Source organism: Psychroserpens mesophilus, from assembly GCF_050617655.1.
In the GTDB taxonomy this organism is placed as follows: domain Bacteria; phylum Bacteroidota; class Bacteroidia; order Flavobacteriales; family Flavobacteriaceae; genus Psychroserpens; species Psychroserpens mesophilus_A.
In genome coordinates, this window is sequence record NZ_JBODQC010000064.1 from 1 (window position 1) to 374 (window position 374).

The 374-nt window shown below is 54.0% G+C and carries 1 protein-coding gene; it reads right to left on the minus strand.

All coding sequences use genetic code 11. From position 1 onward, the window contains the following. Window positions 1–32: 32 nt before the first annotated feature. The coding region (locus tag ACRHNM_RS16340) for a Maf family protein (RefSeq protein WP_431137701.1) at window positions 33–374 on the minus strand (342 nt) is incomplete at its 5' end.

A 374-nucleotide genomic window follows, 5' to 3' on the forward strand; every position in this document is an offset into this window, starting at 1 on the left:
GCATAGTCTTTGTTTTTGATAACAAAAATAGGTTAAAAACCACGCCGGACCATATCGCGTAATTTTTGGTAGACCAATTGGGTGGGTAATCCCACTACATTGGGGTAGGAACCCCGGATGGCCTCTACGCCAACCAGCCCCATCCATTCCTGGATCCCATATCCCCCTGCCTTGGCCATTGGATTTCCCAGATGCAGGTACGTCGTGAGCATACCCGGGTCTACGCGGGTAAAACGCACGTCTGTCCGGGCGTGGAAAACCTCCCTGTAACCCTTTGCGGTCAGGCATACCGAGGTGTATACCTGGTGCCAGGCCCCGGAAAGTTTCCCGAGCATTTCCCGAGCCTCTTTCTCGCCAGCCGGTTTTTCGAGCAC